Here is a 16668-nt window from a genome sequence, read left to right on the forward strand (position 1 = left end):
GGGTCTGGGGCGGAGCCCCAGGGGTTCCGGGGCAGCCGGGCTTCGCCGTGCGCAGCCACTCGACGTCGGGGCAGCCGGGCCTTGTCGGGCGCGGCCGGACCGTTGCTCCGTCGGCTCCGGGAGTCGCCGCGTGAGCCCGCAGGAGCCGCGGCGGCGGGTGCCCGGGCCCGGGCGGCCCAGGCCCGCCGGGGAACGGGCGCGGGCCACGGCCCGGCCGGCCTCCAGGCCCGCCACCCGCCGCCCCGCCCCCGCGAGGAAACCGCACACCATCCGGCTCGGAGCACCCAAGCCCCGGCTGCGCCTCGTCAGCGTCGGGCTGACGCTCGTCATGCTCGCGTTCGTCGTCCGGCTCCTCCAGGTCCAGGCCGTCGACGCGTCCGCGTACTCCGCCAAGGCGTCCGAGAACCGTTTCGCCAGCTACACCCTGGCCGCCGAGCGCGGGGAGATCACCGACCGCAAGGGCGTGGCGCTCGCCACCAGCGTGGACGCGTACGACATCACGGCCGACCCGCACATGTTCACCCCGCAGGAGAGCAAGGCCCCGGACGCCCCCGAGCAGGCGGCCGCCCTCCTCGCGCCGATCATCGGCAAGGACGCCAAAGAGCTCACCGAGCGGCTGAAGACCAAGAACACGCGCTATGTCGTTCTCGCGCGCCGCCAGACCCCCCAGGTCTGGAACCAGATCAAGGACCTGAAGAAGGTCTTCGCCGAGAAGGCCGCCGCCGACAAGCGGAACAACGGCCCCGGCGCCAATGTCATCGCCGGCGTCTTCAACGAGAACAGCAGCAAGCGCGTGTACCCCAACGGCGACCTCGCCGCCGGGATACTGGGTTACGTCAACGCCGAGGGCAAGGGCGCCGGCGGTCTGGAGTCCTCCCTCGACAAGAAGCTGGCGGGCAAGGACGGCGAGCTCACCTACGCCCAGTCCGGCGGCCGCCGCGTGCCGACGGCCGGCTCCAGCGAGAAGCCCGCCGTGCCCGGCCAGGACGTCGAGCTGACCATCGACCGCGACATCCAGTGGGCCGCGCAGAGCGCCATCACCGAGCAGGTCGCCAAGTCGGAGGCCGACCGCGGGTACGTCATCGTCCAGGACACCCGCACCGGCGAGGTCCTCGCGATGGCCAACGCCCCCGGCTTCGACCCGAACGACCTGTCGAAGGCCAGCTCCGCCGCCATGGGCAACGCGGCCCTGCAGGACGTCTACGAGCCCGGCTCCACCGCCAAGGTGATGTCGATGGCCGCCGTGCTGGAGGAGAAGAAGGCCGCTCCCGACACCCACGTCGAGGTCCCCAACCGGCTGCACCGCGGCGACCGCCTCTTCAAGGACGACATCGACCACCCGACCTGGTACCTGACCCTCAACGGGGTCCTCGCCAAGTCCTCCAACATCGGCACCATCCTGGCCACCGGCCAGCTCGGCCCGACGCAGCCCGAGGCCAACAAGGTCCTGTACTCGTACCTGAACAAGTTCGGCATCGGCCAGCCCACCGGCCTGAACTACCCGGGCGAGTCCCGCGGCATCCTCGCCAAGCCGGAGGCCTGGTCGACCTCCCAGCAGTACACGATCCCCTTCGGTCAGGGCCTGTCCCTCAACGCCATGCAGGCGGCCTCCGTGTACTCGACCATCGCCAACGGAGGCGTCCGCATCCAGCCGACCCTGGTCCGCGGCACCAAGGGCCCCGACGGCCGCTTCACCCCGGCCCCGGCGCCCCCGCAGCACCGCGTGGTCAGCCCGGAGACCGCCAAGACCCTCGCGGAAATGCTGGAGTCGGTGGTCGACGACCAGGAAGGAACCGGCACCAAGGCCCGCATCCCGGGCTACCGGGTCGGCGGCAAGACCGGCACCTCCAACCGGGTGGATCCGGCCACCGGCCGCTACAAGGGCTACACCGCCTCCTTCGCCGGGTTCGCGCCCGCCGACAACCCCCGCATCACGGTCTACTGCGCCATCCAGAACCCCACCAAGGGCAGTTACTTCGGTGGCCAGATCTGCGGGCCCATCTACAAGAAGGTCATGGAGTTCGCCCTCAAGACCCTCCAGGTCGCCCCCACCGGAACCGCCCCCGCCGGACTCCCGGTCACCTACGAACCCGGCGCGCAGCCCGGCCCCCAGCCGAGCCCGCAGCCCGGTCAGTGACCGTCCGCCCGACGGCCCGCCCAGAAACGCGCGAGGCACCACCAGTGACAACGATCACCCCTGAACCCGGGAACCGGACGGCCCTCGGCTCCGAGGCCGGGCCCTCGCTTCGCAACCGGCCCGCCGGGCCCGGTACGCTCACCGCCGTGCCCCACGCTGAACAGCCCAGAACCACCCAGAACGACGCACCGGCAGCGCCGCCGGGAGCGCCCCGCCCCGCGTCCGTGCGCCCGATCCAGCTCGGCGAGCTGGCGGAGCTGCTGGGGATCGCGGCCCCCGGCGCGTCGCCGCAGATCACCGGCATCACGCACGATTCCCGTGCCGTGCGCCCCGGAGACCTGTACGCGGCCCTGGCGGGCGCCAGGCTGCACGGCGCGGACTTCGCCGCCCAGGCGGCCGCCCTCGGCGCGGCGGCGGTGCTGACCGACCCGGCCGGCGCCGAGCGCGCCGCGGCCACCGGGCTCCCGGTCCTCACCGTCCCCGACCCGCGCGGCCGGATGGGCGAACTGGCCGCCACGATCTACGGACGGCCCGGCGCGGGTCTGATCCAGATCGGGATCACCGGCACCTCGGGCAAGACCACCACGGCGTACCTCGTCGAGGGCGGTCTGCGCGGCGCCGGACGGTCGACGGGGCTCATCGGCACCGTCGAGACGCGCATCGGGGACGAGCGCATCAAGTCCGAGCGCACCACCCCCGAGGCCACCGACCTGCAGGCGCTCTTCGCGGTCATGCGCGAACGCGGCGTCGAGGCCGTCGCCATGGAGGTCTCCAGCCACGCCCTGGTGCTCGGCCGGGTCGACGGATGCGTCTTCGACGTCGCCGTCTTCAACAACCTGAGCCCGGAGCACATGGAGTTCCACTCCGACATGGAGGACTACTTCCAGGCCAAGGCGCAGCTCTTCACCGAGCGCCGCGCCCGCCTCGGCGTGGTCAACATCGACGACGAGTACGGCCGGCGCCTCGCCAAGGAGTCCCCGATCCCCGTCGTCACCTTCTCCGCCGCCGGAGACCCGGCCGCCGACTGGCGCGCCGAGGACGTGGTCTCGGGCCACATGGACTCCACCCTGACCCTGGTCGGGCCCGAAGGGCAGCGCGTACGGGCCACCGCCCCGCTGCCCGGCCCGTTCAACGTGGCCAACACCGTCGCCGCCGTCGTGACGCTCGCCGCCGCCGGCCTCGACCCGCAGAGCGCCGCCGACGGTGTCGCCGCGGTCCCCGGGGTCCCCGGCCGCCTGGAGCGGGTCGACGCGGGACAGCCGTACCTGGCCGTCGTCGACTACGCGCACAAGACGGACGCCGTCGAATCGGTCCTGCGCGCGCTGCGCGAGGTCACCACCGGCAAGCTGCACATCGTCATCGGCTGCGGCGGCGACCGCGACACCACCAAGCGGGCCCCGATGGGGGCCGCGGCCGCCCGGTACGCCGACACCGCCGTGCTGACCTCCGACAACCCGCGCTCCGAGGACCCCCTGACGATCCTCGCCGCGATGTTCCGCGGCGCCGTGTCCGTACCCCCCGCCGAGCGGGGCGCCGTCCTCGTCGACGCCGACCGGGCGGCGGCCATCGCCGCCGCCGTCGCGCGCGCCGAGGCCGGCGACACCGTGCTGGTGGCCGGCAAGGGCCACGAGCAGGGCCAGGACACGGGGGGCGTCGTACGCCCCTTCGACGACCGGGCGGTCCTGCGCGCGGCCATCGAGAACCGAGCGCGACTGAGTCCCCGACAGGCCGAGGTGAACAAGTAGTGATCGCCCTTTCCCTCGCCGAGATCGCCGACATCACCGGCGGGCGGCCCCACGACATACCGGATCCGTCCGTTCTGGTCACCGGTCCCGTGGTCTACGACTCCCGCGAGGTCCAGGCCGGCAGCCTGTTCGCCGCCTTCGTCGGAGAGCGCGTGGACGGCCACGACTACGCCGAACGCGCCCTGGCCGCCGGTGCCGTGTGCGTCCTCGCGACCCGGCCCGTCGGGGTCCCGGCCATCGTCGTCCCCGACGTGGTGGCCGCCCTCGGCGCGCTCGCCCGGGCCGTCGTCGAACGGCTCGGCACCGACGTGGTGGCCCTCACCGGCTCCGCCGGCAAGACCTCCACCAAGGACCTGATCGCCCAGGTCCTGCAGCACCACGCGCCGACCGTGTGGACCCCCGGGAACCTCAACAACGAGATCGGCCTGCCGATCACGACGCTGAGGGTCACCGAGGAGACGCAGCACCTGGTCCTGGAGATGGGCGCCCGCGGCATCGGCCACATCCGCTACCTCACCGGACTGACGCCCCCGCGGATCGGCCTGGTCCTCAACGTCGGCACCGCGCACATCGGCGAGTTCGGCGGCCGGGAGCAGATCGCGCAGGCCAAGGGCGAGCTCGTCGAGGCCCTGCCGTCCGAGGCGGAGGGCGGCGTCGCCGTCCTCAACGCCGATGACCTGCTGGTTCGTGCCATGGCCGGGCGGACGAAGGCCCGTACGGTGCTGTTCGGGGAGGCGGAGGACGCCGAAATCCGGGCCACCGAAGTCCGGATGACACCGGCAGGACAGCCCTCCTTCACACTCCACACACCCACCGGGTGCGGCGAAGTGACCTTGCGGCTGTACGGTGAGCACCACGTGTCGAACGCGCTCGCCGCGGCCGCCGTCGCCCACGTACTGGGCATGTCCGTCGAGGAGATCGCCACCGCGCTCTCCGGGGCGGGCACCCTGTCCCGGTGGCGGATGGAGGTCACCGAGCGGGCGGACGGTGTGACGATCGTCAACGACGCCTACAACGCAAACCCCGAGTCCATGCGGGCCGCACTGCGCGCACTCGCCGCGATGGGCGGTGCCGGCAAGGCGAACGGGGGCCGCACGTGGGCGGTGCTCGGCCCGATGGCCGAGCTCGGAGACGACGCGCTCGCCGAGCACGACGCGGTCGGACGGCTTGTCGTCCGGCTCAACGTGAGCAAGCTCGTCGCAGTCGGGGGCAGGGAAGCCTCCTGGCTGCAACTGGGCGCATATAACGAGGGTTCGTGGGGTGAGGAGTCGGTGCTCGTGTCCGACGCGCAGGCGGCGGTCGACCTGTTGCGCAGTGAACTGCGCCCGGGAGACGTCGTGCTGGTGAAGGCTTCCAGGTCGGCTGGTCTGGAGCGGGTGGCCCAGGCCCTGCTCGACGGCTCTGCCGAGGGCGAGGTCGCCGGCCGATGAGGCAGATCCTGTTCTCCGGAGTCATCGGACTCTTCCTCACGCTCATCGGCACCCCGCTGCTGATCAAGGGTCTGGCCCGCAAGGGCTACGGCCAGTTCATCCGCGACGACGGCCCGCGCGGCCACGCCGGGAAGAAGGGCACGCCCACCATGGGCGGTATCTCCTTCATCCTGGCCACGCTGATCGCGTACGCCCTCACCAAGGTGATCACCGGGAGCCAGCCGACCTTCTCCGGCCTGCTCGTCCTGCTGCTGATGGCGGGCATGGGCCTGGTCGGTTTCCTCGACGACTACATCAAGATCGTCAAGCAGCGTTCGCTCGGTCTGCGGGCCAAGGCCAAGATGGCCGGCCAGTTGATCGTCGGCATCGCCTTCGCGGTGCTCGCGCTGCAGTTCAAGGACGCGCGCGGAAACGCCCCGGCCTCGACCAAGCTGTCGTTCGTCACGGACTTCGGCTGGTCGATCGGCCCGGTGCTGTTCGTGGTCTGGGCGCTGTTCATGATCCTGGCGATGTCCAACGGCGTGAACCTGACCGACGGTCTGGACGGCCTGGCCACCGGCGCCGCCGTGATGGTCTTCGGCGCCTACACCTTCATCGGCGTCTGGCAGTACCAGGAGTCCTGCGCCAACGCGCAGACCCTGACCAACCCGGCCGCCTGCTTCGAGGTGAGGGACCCACTGGACCTCGCGGTCGTCGCCTCCGCCCTGATGGGCGCCTGCTTCGGCTTCCTGTGGTGGAACACCTCGCCCGCCAAGATCTTCATGGGCGACACCGGCTCGCTGGCCCTCGGCGGCGCACTCGCCGGCCTGGCGATCTGCTCCCGCACGGAGTTCCTGATGGCGCTCCTCGGCGGCCTCTTCGTCCTGATCACGATGTCGGTCGTCATCCAGGTCGGCTCCTTCAAGCTGACCGGCAAGCGCGTCTTCCGGATGGCACCGCTCCAGCACCACTTCGAACTCAAGGGGTGGTCCGAAGTCCTTGTCGTGGTCCGCTTCTGGATCATCCAGGGCATGTGCGTGATCGTGGGCCTCGGACTCTTCTACGCGGGATGGGCAGCCGACAAGTGACCTCCTGGCACGGCAAGAACATCACCGTCGCCGGCCTCGGCGTGAGCGGCGTCAGCGCCGCCCGTGCCCTGGCCGGCCTCGGCGCGCGGGTGACCGTCGTCGACAACGGCGGCGGCGACGCCCTGCGCGCGCGGGCCGCCGAGCTCGCGGAACTGGGCATCGAGACCCGCCTCGGCGTCCTGGAGGACGGCACCCGGGCGGGCGACGTCCTGCCCGAGGGCACCGACCTCGTGGTCACCTCGCCGGGCTGGAAGCCCGACAGCCCGCTCTTCACGGCCGCCGCGGCGGCCGGCGTGGACGTCGTGGGCGACGTGGAGATCGCCTGGCAGCTGCGCGGCCCGGACGCGGCGCCCTGGCTCGCGATCACCGGAACCAACGGCAAGACCACCACCACCCAGATGCTCGCCTCGATCCTGAAGGCCGCGGGTCTGCGGACGGCGGCCGTCGGGAACATCGGCACCCCGATCATCGACGTGGTGACCGGCGAGGAGACGTACGACGTCCTCGCCGTAGAGCTCTCCAGCTACCAGCTGCACTGGGCGCCCTCGCTGCGCGCCCACTCCGCGGCCGTCCTCAACCTGGCCCCGGACCACCTCGACTGGCACGGCTCGATGGAGGCGTACGCCGCCGACAAGGGCCGGATCTTCGAGGGCAACACGGTGGCCTGCGTCTACAACGCGGACGCCGCCGACAACAAGGCCACCGAGAACCTGGTCATGGAGGCCGACGTCGAAGAGGGCTGCCGGGCGATCGGCTTCACCCTCGGCGCCCCCGGCCCCTCCATGTTCGGCGTCGTCGACGGCATCCTCGTCGACCGGGCCTTCGTGGAGAACCGGCAGAAGAACGCCCAGGAGCTCGCCGAGGTCACGGACGTCAACCCGCCCGCCCCGCACAACATCGCCAACGCCCTCGCCGCGGCAGCGCTGGCCCGCGCCTTCGGCGTGAAGCCGAGCGCCGTCCGCGAGGGACTGCGCAACTTCCGGCCGGACGCCCACCGGGTCAGCCACGTGGCCGAGGTCGACGGGGTGGTCTACATCGACGACTCCAAGGCCACCAACACCCACGCCGCCGAGGCTTCCCTGGCCGCCTTCGAGCCGGTCGTCTGGATCGCCGGCGGCCTCGCCAAGGGCGCCACCTTCGACGAGCTCGTCGCCAAGTCCGCGAAGCGGCTGCGCGGCGTCGTGCTGATCGGCGCCGACCGGGCGCTGATCGCCGAGGCACTGGCGCGACACGCGCCGCAGGTCCCGGTCGTGGACCTCGGGCAGACCGACACTGGGGCGATGCTCGCGGCGGTCCGGGAAGCGGCCCGGCTCGCGGAAACCGGCGACACGGTTCTGCTGGCCCCCGCCTGCGCCTCGATGGACATGTTCGCGAACTACAACGAGCGTGGGGACGCGTTCGCCGACGCGGTGCGCGAACTGGCCGCCGAGAAGGCCTAGGGCCGGCTCGATCCAGGGCGGGTTCCCTCCGGCCGACCGGCCGCTCGCCTCGTACGAGTGGAGGGGAAGATCACAGATGCCGGCCAAGCAAATGCTGCCGGGGCGGCGGCCGTCCGCCGACAGGACCGCCAGAGCCGCCAGGGCTCCCAAGGCCGACCGGACGCCCGGCCGCGGCCGCCCCGCGGGGCGCGCCGGGCGGCCCGCCACGGGCGGGCCGCTGGCCCGCCTGAGGCGTACGCAGCGGCAGTTGCGCCGGGCCTGGGACCGGCCGCTCACCGCGTATTACCTGATCTTCGGCAGTTCGCTGCTCATCACCGTGCTCGGCCTGGTGATGGTCTACTCGGCCTCGATGATCAAGGCGCTCCAGCTCGGCCTGGGCGACGCGTACTTCTTCAAGAAGCAGTTCCTCGCCGCACTGATCGGCACCGGACTGCTCCTCGTCGCCTCCCGGATGCCCGTCAAACTGCACCGGGCGCTGTCCTATCCGGTGCTCGCCGGCACGCTGTTCCTGATGGTCCTGGTCCAGGTCCCGGGGATAGGCGTATCGATCAACGGCAACCAGAACTGGATCTCCCTCGGCGGTCCGTTCATGCTCCAGCCCAGCGAGTTCGGCAAACTGGCCCTCATCCTGTGGGGCGCCGACCTGTTGGCGCGCAAGGGCGACAAGGACCTGCTGAGCCAGTGGAAGCACCTGCTCGTGCCGCTGGTCCCGGTCACCTTCCTGCTGCTCGGGCTCATCATGCTGGGCGGGGACATGGGCACCGCGATGATCCTCGGAGCCATCCTGTTCGGTCTGTTGTGGCTGGCCGGGGCGCCCACGCGGATGTTCGCGGGCGTACTGGCCCTCGCGGGCGTGCTCGTCGTCCTGCTCATCAAGACCAGCCCGCACCGCATGGACCGGCTCGCGTGCATCGGCGCGACCGAACCCGGCAAGAACGACCTGTGCTGGCAGGCGGTCCACGGAATCTACGCCCTCGCATCCGGCGGATGGTTCGGTTCCGGTCTGGGTGCCAGTGTGGAAAAATGGGGGCAACTGCCAGAGGCCCACACCGACTTCATCTTCGCCATCACCGGCGAGGAATTGGGTCTGGCGGGGACGCTGTCGGTGCTCGCCCTGTTCGCGGCCCTAGGCTATGCGGGTATCCGCGTGGCCGGACGCACGGAGGACCCCTTCGTACGGTTTGCCGCGGGAGGCGTGACCACCTGGATCACGGCGCAAGCCGTGATCAACATCGGTGCGGTGCTCGGTCTGCTGCCGATCGCCGGGGTCCCGCTCCCGCTGTTCTCCTACGGTGGGTCCGCCCTGCTGCCGACCATGTTCGCGGTCGGACTGCTCATCGCGTTCGCGCGTGAGGAGCCGGCGGCACGCGCGGCGCTCGCGATGCGCAAGCCGAAGAACGGCCGGCCGCGGACCGGGCAGAGATGGAAGTCGATGAGACGGCGCGTCAAGAAGCGTCCGTCCGGAGAGCGGTGAATTTCGGTGCATGTCGTACTCGCCGGTGGGGGGACCGCCGGCCACATCGAGCCGGCGCTCGCCCTCGCGGACGCCCTGCGCAGGCAGGACCCTTCCGTGGGCATCACCGCCCTCGGCACGGAACGCGGACTCGAAACCCGCCTGGTGCCGGAGCGCGGCTACGAGCTGGGACTGATCCCGGCCGTCCCGCTGCCCCGCAAGCCCACGCCCGAGCTGATCACCGTCCCCGGACGGCTGCGCGGCACCATCAAGGCCGCCGAGGAGATCCTCGTACGCACCAAGGCGGACTGCGTCGTGGGCTTCGGCGGCTACGTGGCCCTGCCCGGCTACCTCGCGGCCAAGCGCCTCGGGGTGCCGATCATCGTCCACGAGGCCAACGCGCGGCCCGGACTGGCCAATAAGATCGGCTCCCGGTACGCACACGCCGTCGCGGTCTCCACCCCCGACAGCAAGCTCCGGGGCGCCCGCTACATCGGCATCCCGCTGCGGCGCTCCATCTCCACCCTGGACCGGGCCGCCGTCCGCCCGGAGGCGCGCGCCGCCTTCGGCCTGGACCCCAACCTGCCGACGCTGCTGGTCTCCGGCGGCTCGCAGGGCGCCCGCCGCCTCAACGAGACGATCCAGGCGGTCGCCGCGACCCTGCAGCGCTCCGGGATCCAGATCCTGCACGCGGTCGGGCCGAAGAACGAACTGCCGCGTGTCGACAACATGCCCGGGATGCCGCCCTACGTGCCGGTACCGTACGTGGACCGGATGGACCTCGCGTACGCCGCCGCCGACATGATGCTGTGCCGGGCGGGCGCGATGACCGTCGCCGAACTCTCCGCCGTCGGGCTCCCCGCCGCCTACGTACCGCTGCCGATCGGCAACGGCGAACAGCGGCTCAACGCCCAGCCGGTGGTCAAGGCCGGCGGCGGCCTGCTCGTGGACGACGCGGAACTCACCCCCGAGTGGGTGCTGAGCCAGGTCCTCCCGGTGCTCGCCGACCCGCACCGCCTGTACGAGATGTCCCGCGCGGCCGGCGAGTTCGGCCGCCGGGACGCGGACGAGCTGCTGGTCGCCATGGTGTACGAGGCGATCGCCGCCAACAGGAAGCACTGACGCAGGAGGCACAGGAGTGGCCGGAGCGAGCACCGCACAGCGCGGCAGTCAGGGGGCCGCGGGCAAGGGTGCCGGCTCTCCCGGCCGGCCCAAGGCCCCCAAGTCGCCGAAGCCGCCCCGGCGGTCCGGCCCCGGCGGGCCGCGCTTCGCGCGCGGCCTGCGCCGGGGCCCCGTCCTGGTCGCCGGGCTCCTCCTGGTCCTGCTCCTGGCCGCGGGCCTCACATGGGTGCTCTACGGGTCCTCCTGGCTCCGGGTCGAGAAGGTCACGGCGGGCGGCACCGAGGTCCTGACCCCGGAGCAGGTGCTGTCCGCGGCGGCCGTGCCCGTCGGGGCGCCCATGGTGTCCGTGGACACCGACGAGATCGCGGCCCGGCTCCGCGGCCGGCTGCCCCGTATCGATTCGGTCGACGTGGTGCGGGCCTGGCCGCACGGAATCGGGCTGAAGGTGAAGGAACGCAAGCCCGTTCTGCTCATCAAAAAGGACGCCGAGTTCGTCGAAGTGGACGCTTCCGGTGTGCGATTCGACACGGTGGCGAAAGCTCCCGAGGGTGTTCCGGTCCTCGAATTGAGCGCCGGACAGTCTCCGAGCGGCCGCCGCTTCGACGAGGAGCGGCTGCTGCACGAGGCCGTCGGCGTCGCCGGCGACCTCCCGGAAGCCGTCCGCAAGGAGACCGTGCAGGTCAAGGTCCGGTCCTACGACTCCGTGGTGTTGGAGCTGAAGGGCGGCCGCTCGGTGGTCTGGGGGAGCGGCGAAGAGGGCGGGGCGAAGGGCCGGGCACTGACCGCGCTCCTGAAGGCCTCGCCCAAGGCTGACCACTTTGACGTGAGCGTCCCCACCGCCCCGGCGGTGTCCGGTAGTTGACGTCCGGTCGAACAGCGTCGCACCCTGGTTGGCCACCGATACGGGTGATCACATAGGGTGAAAAGAAAAACGGGAGGTTCGGCGTGTTCGTTGAACACGCGCTACTTGTCGACTTAGTGTCCTGTTCGGAAGAGTCCAAGGAACAGACACACCCTTAACCCTAAACTTTAGGGTTAGGGTTCGGGTCGGCGTGTACGGACCGTCCCAATTTCGGCATCAGTCGTCGCACCGCAGGCCCGCGAGGCGAACGACACGTAACTCGAGGCGAGAGGCCTTCGACGTGGCAGCACCGCAGAACTACCTCGCAGTCATCAAGGTCATCGGTGTCGGCGGCGGTGGTGTCAATGCCATCAACCGAATGATCGAGGTCGGTCTCAAGGGCGTCGAGTTCATCGCCATCAACACGGACGCCCAGGCGCTGTTGATGAGCGACGCCGACGTCAAGCTCGACGTCGGCCGGGAACTCACCCGGGGCCTTGGCGCCGGCGCCAACCCGGCCGTCGGCCGCAAGGCGGCAGAGGACCACCGCGAGGAGATCGAGGAGGTCCTCAAGGGGGCCGACATGGTCTTCGTCACCGCCGGCGAAGGCGGCGGCACCGGAACGGGCGGCGCACCCGTCGTCGCCAACATCGCGCGCTCGCTCGGCGCCCTGACGATCGGTGTGGTCACTCGGCCGTTCACCTTCGAGGGCCGGCGTCGCGCGAACCAGGCGGAGGACGGCATCGCCGAGCTCCGCGAAGAGGTCGACACCCTCATCGTCATCCCCAACGACCGGCTGCTGTCCATCTCGGACCGGCAGGTCAGCGTCCTCGACGCCTTCAAGTCGGCCGACCAGGTCCTCCTGTCGGGCGTCCAGGGCATCACCGATCTCATCACGACCCCGGGTCTGATCAACCTCGACTTCGCGGACGTCAAGTCCGTGATGTCCGAGGCGGGCTCGGCCCTGATGGGCATCGGCTCGGCCCGCGGCGACGACCGCGCGGTGGCCGCCGCCGAGATGGCGATCTCCTCGCCGCTGCTCGAGGCGTCCATCGACGGCGCGCGGGGCGTGCTGCTCTCCATCTCCGGTGGCTCGGACCTCGGTCTCTTCGAGATCAACGAGGCCGCGCAGCTGGTGAGCGAGGCCGCGCACCCCGAGGCGAACATCATCTTCGGTGCCGTCATCGACGACGCCCTCGGCGACGAGGTGCGGGTCACCGTGATCGCGGCCGGCTTCGACGGCGGACAGCCCCCGGCGCGCCGGGACAACGTCATCGGTGCCGCGTCCACCAAGCGCGAGGAGCCGGCCCCGGCTCCGGTCCGTGCCGCCGAACCGGCCCGCCCGGCCTTCGGTGGACTCGGCTCGGTCACCCCGCGCGAGGAGCCGCTGCACGCGGAGCCGGTCCCGGTCGCCGAGGCGCCCGCGCCGCAGGTTCCGACGGCCCGCCCGTACCAGGACAGCCCGGCCGAGGAGCTGGATGTCCCGGACTTCTTGAAGTGACCCTGGAGCAGCACAGCGAGAGCGGCGCCCACTTCGCCTTCACCGACCGGTGGGGCGGGGTGAGCGCCGTTCCGTACGAGGAGCTCAATCTCGGCGGCGCGGTCGGAGACGACGCGGCCGCCGTTCGCGCGAACCGGGCCGCCGCGGCGAAGGCCCTGGGTATCGATCCGGACCTGGTGGTCTGGATGAACCAGGTGCACGGCCGCGACGTGGCGGTGGTCGACGGCCCCTGGGCCCCCGGCGCCGCCGTCCCCTCCGTGGACGCGGTGGTGACCACCCGTCGGGGGCTCGCCCTCGCGGTCCTCACCGCCGACTGCACGCCCGTCCTGCTCGCCGACCCCGTGGCCGGTGTCGCGGGAGCCGCCCACGCGGGGCGGCCCGGGCTGGTCGCCGGAGTCGTGACCGCCGCCGTGGAGGCGATGGTCGCGCTGGGGGCCGACCCCGCGCGCATGGTCGCCCGTACGGGACCAGCGGTGTGCGGGCGCTGCTACGAGGTTCCGGACGAGATGCGGGCCGCCGTCGCCGAGGTGGTGCCGGCCGCGTACTCCGAGACCAGCTGGGGGACTCCGGCCGTCGACGTGGTCGCCGGAGTGCACGCGCAGCTGGCCGGAGCGGGGGTGGCCGACCTGCGCCGCTCCCCGGTCTGCACACTGGAGTCGCGGGACCACTTCTCGTACCGCCGCGACCGGGTGACCGGGCGGCTTGCCGGATATGTCTGGTTGGACTGAAAGATGACGGACCGTAAGGCCGAGCTGGCCGAGAACCTCGCGCGGGTGGAGGAACGCATCCTCGCCGCCTGCGCGGCCGCGGGGCGCAAGCGGGAAGAGGTGACGCTCGTCGTGGTCACCAAGACCTACCCGGCGAGCGACGTACGTCTGCTGGCGGACCTGGGCATCCGTCACGTGGCGGAAAACCGGGACCAGGACGCGGCCCCCAAGGCCGCGGCCTGCGCGGATCTGCCGCTCGACTGGCACTTCGTCGGCCAGTTGCAGACGAACAAAGTCCGTTCCGTGGCGGGATACGCGCAATTCGTGCAGTCGGTCGACCGGCCGAAGCTCGTCACGGCGCTCTCGGCGGCCGCGGAGGCCGCCGGACGGGAACTGGGCTGTCTGGTCCAGATCGCCCTCGACGCCGAGTCGGGCGAACGAGGGGCCCGCGGCGGCGCCGCGCCGGAGCAGCTCGCCGAGTTGGCGGACCTCCTGGCGGCGGCGCCCGGGCTGCGGATCGACGGGCTGATGATGGTAGCGCCGCTGGCCGGGCAGTACGCGGGACGCGAACAAGCGGCCTTCGAGCGGCTGATGGAATTGTCATCCCGCCTGCGCGCGGACCATCCTGCTGCCACGATGGTGTCCGCAGGGATGAGCGCGGACCTGGAACAGGCCGTTGCGGCCGGTGCGACACATGTACGCGTCGGCACTGCGGTACTCGGCGCGAGACCCCGGCTCGGGTAACGTCGCGAAGAAAGTCGGACCACAGCAGAAAATATGGTCATTTCCGCAGATGAGCGGACAGACCACGTGGATCGCGGGCAGTTGGTGACATTCGTGACACGGCGAGACACCTGCGACAGGGCGATCCACCACAGAGCGGAGGACTCAGAGAATGGCCGGCGCGATGCGCAAGATGGCGGTCTACCTCGGCCTCGTGGAGGACGACCGGTACGACAACCCGGGGTACGACCCCGACGACGAGTTCGAACCCGAGCCGGAGCCGGAGCGATCGCGCGAACGGGACCGCCGACAGCAGCCCGCCTCGCACCAATCGCCCGTATCGGACGAACCGGTACGAGTTGCACAGCCCCCGGCACCAAGGGAGCCCCTCCCAATGCCGGTTGAAAACGGACGTCCTGCGCGAATCGCCCCCGTGGCATCCATCACACCCGAACGCTCGAATCTGGAGAAGAACGCACCCGTGATCATGCCCAAGGTCGTCTCCGAGCGGGAGCCGTACCGCATCACCACGCTGCACCCCCGGACGTACAACGAGGCCCGTACCATCGGGGAACACTTCCGTGAGGGCACTCCGGTGATCATGAATCTCACGGAGATGGACGACACGGACGCGAAGCGTCTGGTCGACTTCGCCGCCGGCCTCGTGTTCGGCCTGCACGGCAGCATTGAACGCGTGACACAGAAGGTGTTCCTGCTGTCGCCTGCTAACGTCGATGTCACGGCGGAGGACAAGGCCCGCATCGCGGAGGGCGGGTTCTTCAACCAAAGCTAGACCGATCCGTCAGACACGGGACCGGGAACAGAGCGGGAAACGGGGAGAGGGAAGCGCGGGATGGGCGTCGCACTACAGGTGGTCTACATCGCGCTGATGTGCTTCCTCATCGTGCTGATCTTCCGACTGGTCATGGACTACGTGTTCCAGTTCGCACGTTCATGGACACCCGGCAAGGCGATGGTGGTCGTTCTGGAGGCCACCTACACTGTCACCGATCCACCGCTCAAGCTTCTTCGGCGGCTCATCCCGCCGTTGCGTCTCGGGGGCGTGGCACTCGACCTGTCCTTCTTCGTGCTGATGATCATCGTTTACATCCTCATCAGTTTCGTGAGCACCGCTGCGAGAAGCGTGTGAACGATGAGCTTCCCCGCAGGCGCGGGGACAGTCCCGATACGGTCTTGCCGACTGCCGACGACTACGTAGAGGTGAAGAAGACATGCCGCTGACTCCCGAGGACGTGCGGAACAAGCAGTTCACGACCGTCCGCCTGCGAGAGGGCTATGACGAGGACGAGGTCGATGCCTTCCTCGACGAGGTCGAGTCCGAGCTGACGCGCCTGCTGCGCGAGAACGAGGACCTGCGCGCCAAGCTCGCGGCCGCCACGCGCGCCGCCGCGCAGAACCAGCAGCAGCAGGGCATGCGCAAGCCGGAACCCCAGGACCAGCGTGGCCCCGGCGCCCCCGTGCCCGCGGCCATATCCGGCCCCCCGCAGCAGCAGCCCCAGATGGGTCCGCCGCAGCTGCCGGGCGGCCAGCCCCAGCTGCCGGCAGGCCCCGGCGGACACGGACCGCAGGGTCCGGGCATGGGTGGCCCCATGCAGCAGCACACCATGGGCGGCCAGCAGCAGATGGGCCAGCAGGGCATGGGCCAGCAGGGTCCCGGCCCGATGGGCAACCCCATGCAGCAGCAGTCCATGGGCGGCCAGAACCCGCTCGGCCAGCCGATGCAGCAGATGGGCCAGCAGATGCAGCCCATGGGGCAGATGCAGCCCATGGGCCAGCAGATGCACCAGCAGCCGCAGCAGCTCCCGCAGCAGGGCCCCGGTGGCGACAGCGCCGCCCGCGTCCTGTCGCTCGCGCAGCAGACCGCCGACCAGGCGATCGCGGAGGCCCGCTCCGAGGCCAACAAGATCGTCGGCGAGGCCCGGTCGCGCGCCGAGGGCCTGGAGCGGGACGCCCGCGCCAAGGCCGACGCGCTGGAGCGGGACGCGCAGGAGAAGCACCGCGTCGCGATGGGCTCCCTGGAGTCCGCCCGCGCCACGCTGGAGCGCAAGGTCGAGGACCTGCGAGGCTTCGAGCGTGAGTACCGTACGCGTCTGAAGTCCTACCTGGAGTCGCAGCTGCGCCAGCTGGAGACCCAGGCCGACGACTCGCTGGCCCCGCCGCGGAACCCCGCCGGTCCCGCGCTGCCGCCGTCGCCGACTCCTTCGATGGCCCCGGCCGGTGCGATGCACTCCATGGGCGGTCCGTCGATGGGTGGCCCCTCGCCGATGGGCGGACCCTCGCCGATGGCCCCGTCCTACGGTGGCGGCCAGCAGCAGATGTCCCCGGCGATGACGCAGCCGATGGCTCCGGTGCGGCCGGCTGCTCCGCAGCCGATGCAGCAGGCGCCGTCTCCCATGCGGGGCTTCCTGATCGACGAGGACGACAACTAAGCGGTATCCGTCGGCAGACGGTCGGGCCGGGCCCGGTTCCCCCCAGGGGGTAC

Annotated in this window: 14 protein-coding genes; all 14 read left to right on the forward strand. The window is 71.1% G+C overall.

Features of this window, described 5'->3' with window-relative positions:
- The first annotated feature begins 130 nt into the window (after positions 1–130).
- The 14 genes from ACWGDE_RS23950 (at position 131) to ACWGDE_RS24015 (ending at position 16615) form a co-directional block, all read left to right on the forward strand.
- Positions 131–2137 carry a peptidoglycan D,D-transpeptidase FtsI family protein gene (locus ACWGDE_RS23950; RefSeq protein ID WP_453391056.1) on the forward strand — a complete coding sequence of 669 codons (2007 nt, stop codon included), beginning with the start codon at positions 131–133 and terminating at the stop codon, positions 2135–2137.
- A gap of 44 nt (positions 2138–2181) precedes the next feature.
- Positions 2182–3882: a UDP-N-acetylmuramoyl-L-alanyl-D-glutamate--2,6-diaminopimelate ligase gene (locus ACWGDE_RS23955; RefSeq protein WP_453391057.1), complete on the forward strand. Its 1701-nt coding sequence runs from the start codon at positions 2182–2184 to the stop codon at positions 3880–3882.
- Entirely contained in the window at positions 3882–5312 is a 1431-nt protein-coding gene (locus ACWGDE_RS23960; protein WP_453391058.1) for a UDP-N-acetylmuramoyl-tripeptide--D-alanyl-D-alanine ligase, read from the forward strand. The genes ACWGDE_RS23955 and ACWGDE_RS23960 overlap by 1 nt, the downstream gene beginning before the upstream one ends.
- On the forward strand, positions 5309–6379 hold the full coding sequence (mraY, locus tag ACWGDE_RS23965) for a phospho-N-acetylmuramoyl-pentapeptide-transferase (RefSeq protein ID WP_453391059.1): 1071 nt from the start codon (positions 5309–5311) through the stop codon (positions 6377–6379). Before ACWGDE_RS23960 ends, mraY begins: the two co-directional genes overlap by 4 nt.
- Positions 6361–7818, forward strand: coding sequence for a UDP-N-acetylmuramoyl-L-alanine--D-glutamate ligase (gene murD, locus ACWGDE_RS23970; RefSeq protein ID WP_453391060.1), 1458 nt, complete (start codon positions 6361–6363; stop codon positions 7816–7818). Before mraY ends, murD begins: the two co-directional genes overlap by 19 nt.
- A 76-nt stretch (positions 7819–7894) precedes the next feature.
- Positions 7895–9292: a putative lipid II flippase FtsW gene (ftsW, locus tag ACWGDE_RS23975; protein WP_453391061.1), complete on the forward strand. Its 1398-nt coding sequence runs from the start codon at positions 7895–7897 to the stop codon at positions 9290–9292.
- 6 nt (positions 9293–9298) lie between these two features.
- Complete coding sequence (gene murG, locus ACWGDE_RS23980; RefSeq protein WP_453391062.1) at positions 9299–10393, forward strand: undecaprenyldiphospho-muramoylpentapeptide beta-N-acetylglucosaminyltransferase; 1095 nt, start codon at positions 9299–9301, stop codon at positions 10391–10393.
- 16 nt (positions 10394–10409) lie between these two features.
- Positions 10410–11255 (forward strand): cell division protein FtsQ/DivIB, encoded by an 846-nt coding sequence (locus tag ACWGDE_RS23985; protein ID WP_453391063.1) that lies wholly within the window; start codon positions 10410–10412, stop codon positions 11253–11255.
- 280 nt (positions 11256–11535) lie between these two features.
- Entirely contained in the window at positions 11536–12735 is a 1200-nt protein-coding gene (ftsZ, locus tag ACWGDE_RS23990; protein WP_453391064.1) for a cell division protein FtsZ, read from the forward strand.
- Positions 12732–13463 (forward strand): peptidoglycan editing factor PgeF, encoded by a 732-nt coding sequence (pgeF, locus tag ACWGDE_RS23995; protein ID WP_453391065.1) that lies wholly within the window; start codon positions 12732–12734, stop codon positions 13461–13463. Before ftsZ ends, pgeF begins: the two co-directional genes overlap by 4 nt.
- Before the next feature lie 3 nt (positions 13464–13466).
- Complete coding sequence (locus ACWGDE_RS24000) at positions 13467–14186, forward strand: YggS family pyridoxal phosphate-dependent enzyme (RefSeq protein WP_453391066.1); 720 nt, start codon at positions 13467–13469, stop codon at positions 14184–14186.
- A gap of 151 nt (positions 14187–14337) precedes the next feature.
- Complete coding sequence (locus ACWGDE_RS24005) at positions 14338–14958, forward strand: cell division protein SepF (RefSeq protein WP_453391067.1); 621 nt, start codon at positions 14338–14340, stop codon at positions 14956–14958.
- 60 nt (positions 14959–15018) lie between these two features.
- On the forward strand, positions 15019–15315 hold the full coding sequence (locus tag ACWGDE_RS24010) for a YggT family protein (protein WP_112450285.1): 297 nt from the start codon (positions 15019–15021) through the stop codon (positions 15313–15315).
- A gap of 82 nt (positions 15316–15397) precedes the next feature.
- Complete coding sequence (locus ACWGDE_RS24015; RefSeq protein WP_453391068.1) at positions 15398–16615, forward strand: DivIVA domain-containing protein; 1218 nt, start codon at positions 15398–15400, stop codon at positions 16613–16615.
- The last annotated feature ends 53 nt before the right edge of the window (positions 16616–16668 follow it).

Source organism: Streptomyces sp. NPDC054956 (assembly GCF_053609185.1).